Consider the following 4950-nt stretch of genomic DNA (forward strand, 5'->3'; position numbering starts at 1 on the left):
GCTGCGGCACGGCGCAGAAAGCCTGCTCGGCTTCATGCTCCCTGCCGGTCTCGGCAAGTAGTGTCGCATGGTTCCCCTTGATGCCTGCATCGTCAGGGGCAAGGGAGAGCGCTTGAGTAAACAGGCTCTCAGCCTGAGCGAAAGCACCGAGCGCATGATAGACGAGGCCCAGATTATTGAGCGTCTGCGCGCTTGGCACATCGAGCGATAACGCTGTTTGCAGGGCGGTCAGAGCCTCGCTCATGGCACCTGCCTCGAAACACGCTGCGCCAAGATTGGCATAGGCTGCCGCCTGTGCCTGCCGCAGAGTATTGTCAGCGTCTCTGGCATGGCCTGCATTGCTGTCGTAGCCAGCACCGACGGACAACCGGGCGATCAGCGCCTTGAACGTCTCGGATGCCGTCACGAAGTCGCGCTGCGCCATCAGGAAGGCGCCGCGGCGAGCGAGCAACGACGCCGGGTCGGCAGAGAGCGCGAGTGCCTCACGGAATTCGCGTTCAGCCTCGTCACCCTGCCCGCTGCGATATAGTAGTTCGGCGAAAAACGCCTTACCCCTGAAATCGCGCGGCTCAAGCAGAAGGGCCACGCGACAGGCCGAGACCGCTTCTCGCAGATGTCCGGCCTCATCCAGCGCCGCAGCAAGCGTGATGTGAAAGCGCGATTTCTCGCGGTCATTCTTTTCCAGCTGAAGGGCCTGCGCGGCTGAAGCAATGGCCACGCGGGGCTGCCCCAGGGCACGCGCCACGCAGGCCAGCCCATGCCACGCCCCCGCACACTCGACATCGACCGCGAGTATTTCCCGAAAGATGGCCTCCGCCTGCACGGTTTCTCCACCTGCGAGAAGCGCAAGACCCGTATCAATCCGTGAGGCGTGAGCCCTTGAGCGCGTATCTGACATGATGCTGATCATGAAACGTCTGAGTGCCTGTTACAACCGCGCGAAGCGCCCGGTTCAACGCGCAATTACAGGACAAGCCCAAAGCGCGGCCCGATCCAAGTCACCGCAAGGTAGAGTACGATCGTCAGCAGGCAGCCGGCACCGAGTGCGGGCCAGAACCCGACCCCGTGTCGAAGCAGCGCCGGGATGAGAAGGAACATGGGCAAGGAGGGCAGAACGTACCAGAACGTCGCCTCTGCATGATCGGCCATGTTGGCCGCGTCGGGCCTGTCACGCCACAGCCAGATCATGCCCAGCACGGATACCAGCGGCAATGAGGCGATCAGCGCGCCGAAACCGGGAAAGCGGCGCGCCACAATCGAAGCGCAGGCAATCAACACACCCGACAGGGCTGATCTGACAAACAGAGCAAGCACGAACCGTTTCTCCCCTGCGTGACGGGTTACTTCCCCGATCCGCAACATATCTTCTGGCCCTTTGGCATATCCGCCAATCCGATGGCGGCAAAATGCTGCTCTTGAAACAGATGGTTTTGCAAGGGGGCCGATTGGCCCTAAAAGGAGACATGGTCGCCTTCTCACGCTCTCTGCCCAGCCGCTTCCTGCCCCCACGCCACCCGCTCAGATTCCGTTTCCGAGCGATTTCGGCAGTTGCCAGCCTTGCCCTGCTTGCCCATGCAGCACCGGCGAGAGCGTCTCATGAACGCCCCTGGGTTGCCGATACCGAAGGCGCGCAAGTGGTTGCGACAATCGATCTGCCCGAGGCACGCCGCTGGAAACAGGCCCTCCCCCTCAAGAACAACCGGATCGTCCTGCTATGCGACGCTACGGAACAAGGCGTCGGGTCCGCAAATGACTGCCTGATGAGTCTGAGCGCAGATCAGAATTCGAAGCCCGTCGCCTCACCTCTGACACTTATCTGGCCGGATGGCGGCACAGAGCCTCACGTCAACACGTCTCTCTCGCCCGTTGCCCTCGCTTATGGCACTGACGGTACGCTGTGGTTACTCGACGGGGGTGCAGACAAGGCCGCGCCGCGCCTGATCCGTTTTGACCCGACATCAGGGCGGGTCCTCCAGACGCAGGAGATCCCCGCCGAAGGATACACGCCCCAATCCCGCTTCACGGCATTCGCCGTTCATGGCGACATGGCCTATCTGGCTGATGACGGCGGCATTGCCCTGACCGTGCTTGACCTCAAACGTCATGCTGCCACGCGGTTTTTCGCTGGCTACCCCACGGCACGCGGGCATGTGCCCCTGACCATCGATGGCCACTCGGTACCGGGCAAGGACGGGCATCCACTTACACGCGACCTCGCCTATCTGGCACTCGAAACCAACGGTCAGTGGCTGTATGAGCTGGCCCCTACCGGGCCGATCTACCGCCTCTCCGCCGATCTGCTGAACGATCCTTCCGTGACCCCGTCCGAACTCATGGAAGGGGTGACGCAATGGCGTGGCACGCCCACCGTCAGCGGGATCACGATCGATGACAAGGCCACGCTTTATCTGACCGATATCAGCGAGGGACGCGTTCTGAGTTTCGACACCGCACGGCATCCGCATATCCTTCTGTCATCGCATGAACTGGTCGGGGCCGGTATGCCGCAATGGGTGCCGGGCGAGGCCGGGCACAGCACTACGGGCGCGGGGGAGCTTTACATTCCGGTCGGATCCAAGCTGTTGCGCATTGCCCTGCCCTGAAATACGGGCCATTTCTTTTTCTTCTGTTCTTTTTCGTCTTTTTCTCGCCCCCGGTTTTCCAGCCACGCAATCATGAAGGTCATCATGCAGTACCGTTCCACCCGCGGCGATGCGCGCCCGCGCTCCTTTTCAGATATCCTGCTCGCCGGTCTGGCAGAGGATGGTGGGCTGTACATGCCGGAAACCTGGCCCCGCTTCACGGCAGATGAGTGGCGCGCCATGCGCAGCCTCTCCTATCCCGATCTAGCCGCGAAGATCCTTTCGGTCTTTGCCGCGGGCAGCATAGACCTGCCGACGTTGCAGAAGCTTTGCGCGACGGCCTATGCCGGTTTTTCGCATGCCGCCATCGCGCCACTGGTAGAGGTCGAGAACGGGCTGTTCTCGATGGAGCTGTTTCACGGCCCCACCCTCGCCTTCAAGGACATGGCCATGCAGCTGCTTGGCCAGCTTTTCGAGCATGTCCTGACCGAGCGCAACCAGCGCGTGACGATCGTGGGCGCCACGTCGGGCGATACCGGTTCTGCGGCCATCGAGGCTTTCCGTGGCAGCCCACATCTCTCGGTTGCGATCCTGCATCCGATGGGCCGCACCTCGGATGTGCAGCGCCGTCAGATGACGACTGTTCACGATGACAACATCCTGAACATCGCCGTCGAGGGGACATTCGATGATTGTCAGGACCTGGTGAAGGCCATGTTTGCCGATACCAGCTTCCGTGATGAGATCGGTCTCTCCGCGGTCAACTCGATCAACTGGGCACGTATTGCCGCGCAGATCCCGTATTATGTGCGCGCTGCCCTCATGATGGGTGCGCCTGATCGCGAGGTCTCATTTGCCGTCCCAACGGGTAATTTCGGCAATGTGCTCGCAGCCTGGGCGGCCGGCCAGATGGGGCTGCCAATCCGCCGTCTGTGCATTGGCTCGAACCGCAACGACATCCTCACCCGCTTCCTGACCAGCAACGACATGAGCATGCGCGCCGTTGAGCCAAGCCTGTCGCCGTCGATGGATATCCAGATTTCATCCAATTTCGAGCGCCTGCTGTTCGAACTGCTCGATCGCGATCCGGTTGCCTGCCGGGAAACCATGCATAATTTCCGCCAGACAGGCCGCATGAGCGTCGATCCTGCCGTATGGAACCGTGCGCGTGAGCGTTTTGGCGCTCTCATGCTCGATGATGAGGCAACGCTGGGCGAGATGAAGGCGCTGTGGGACAACTCGCTTTATCTGGCCGACCCGCACAGCGCGATCGGACTGGCTGCTGGCCGTCAGGAGCAGGAGCCGGGAATTCCGATGATCGTGGCCGCCACGGCCCATCCAGCCAAGTTCCCCGATGCTGTGCGCAAGGCCACGGGCATCGACCCGGCGCTACCGCCGCATCTGGCCGATCTGTTTGCCCGTGAAGAGCGTTACGAAACGCAGCCCAATGAGCTCAACCTTGTTGAAGATGCCGTGAGGCGTCATCTTGCCGGTTACGTTCGCGCCGCCTGACATCCGGGCTGGCGTAAGACACGCCTTGGCACGATCATCCAACGCGGGGGGCTAGGATTTTGCCCCCCGTGACGCCATCTCATTTTACAGACCCCGTTTTCCTTCGATTTCAGGACCATCACCACTCGATGACCGATCCGATTACCGTCACCACCCTTCCCAATGGCCTCACTGTCGTAACCGAAAGGATGGAGCGCGTCGAAACCGTTTCCTTCGGGGCCTATGTTGCCACCGGCACGCGCAACGAAAGCGCAGAGGAAAACGGTGTTTCGCATTTTCTGGAGCATATGGCCTTCAAGGGCACGCAGCGCCGTAGCGCCGCACGTATTGCCGAAGAGATCGAGAATGTGGGGGGGCATATCAACGCCTACACGGCCCGCGAGCAGACGGCCTATTACGTCAAGCTTCTGAAGGAAGACCTCCCGCTCGGTATCGACATCATTGGTGATATCCTTACCCACAGCACGTTTCTCGATCAGGAAGTCGAGCGCGAGCGCGGTGTGATCCTGCAGGAAATCGGTCAGGCCAACGATACGCCTGACGACATCATTTTCGACCATTTTCAGGAAACGGCTTTCCGCGATCAGCCTATGGGGCGTCCGACCCTGGGCACCGAGGGGCTCATTGCCTCCATGAAGCGCGAGACCATGATGCGCTACATGCAGACGCATTATACCACGCGTAACATGGTCATCGCCGCAGCCGGCAACTTGCAGCATGATGCCGTGCTGGAGATGGTGCAGGAGCATTTTCGCGATCTGCCCGACCATCAGCCGCCCTCCCGTGAAGGCTGCACCTATCTCGGTGGCGAGCATCGCGAGAAGCGCGACCTTGATCAGGCCCATATCGTGCTGGG

The 4950-nt window shown here is 61.1% G+C and carries 5 protein-coding genes; 3 read left to right on the forward strand and 2 right to left on the reverse strand.

Features of this window, described 5'->3' with window-relative positions:
* Positions 1-898 (reverse strand): lipopolysaccharide assembly protein LapB (locus tag P792_RS27100; RefSeq protein ID WP_023978461.1); only part of this gene is annotated, 898 nt, incomplete at its 3' end.
* 65 nt (positions 899-963) lie between these two features.
* Positions 964-1314 carry a DUF3147 family protein gene (locus P792_RS27105; protein ID WP_023978462.1) on the reverse strand — a complete coding sequence of 117 codons (351 nt, stop codon included), beginning with the start codon at positions 1312-1314 and terminating at the stop codon, positions 964-966.
* 149 nt (positions 1315-1463) lie between these two features.
* Here P792_RS27105 and P792_RS35990 point away from each other — a divergent pair, with 149 nt between their 5' ends.
* From P792_RS35990 to P792_RS0118765, 3 genes are all read left to right on the forward strand, one after another.
* The gene (locus tag P792_RS35990; protein WP_023978463.1) at positions 1464-2603 is read left to right on the forward strand and encodes an L-dopachrome tautomerase-related protein; all 1140 of its coding nucleotides are present in this window, start codon (positions 1464-1466) and stop codon (positions 2601-2603) included.
* 84 nt (positions 2604-2687) lie between these two features.
* A complete protein-coding gene (thrC, locus tag P792_RS27110) occupies positions 2688-4094 on the forward strand; it encodes a threonine synthase (RefSeq protein WP_023978464.1) in 1407 nt (468 codons plus the stop codon).
* 128 nt (positions 4095-4222) lie between these two features.
* On the forward strand, positions 4223-4950 hold a 728-nt coding region (locus P792_RS0118765; protein ID WP_031240602.1), incomplete at its 3' end, for a pitrilysin family protein.

This window comes from Asaia sp. SF2.1, from assembly GCF_000505765.1.
Taxonomy (GTDB): Bacteria; Pseudomonadota; Alphaproteobacteria; order Acetobacterales; family Acetobacteraceae; genus Asaia; species Asaia bogorensis.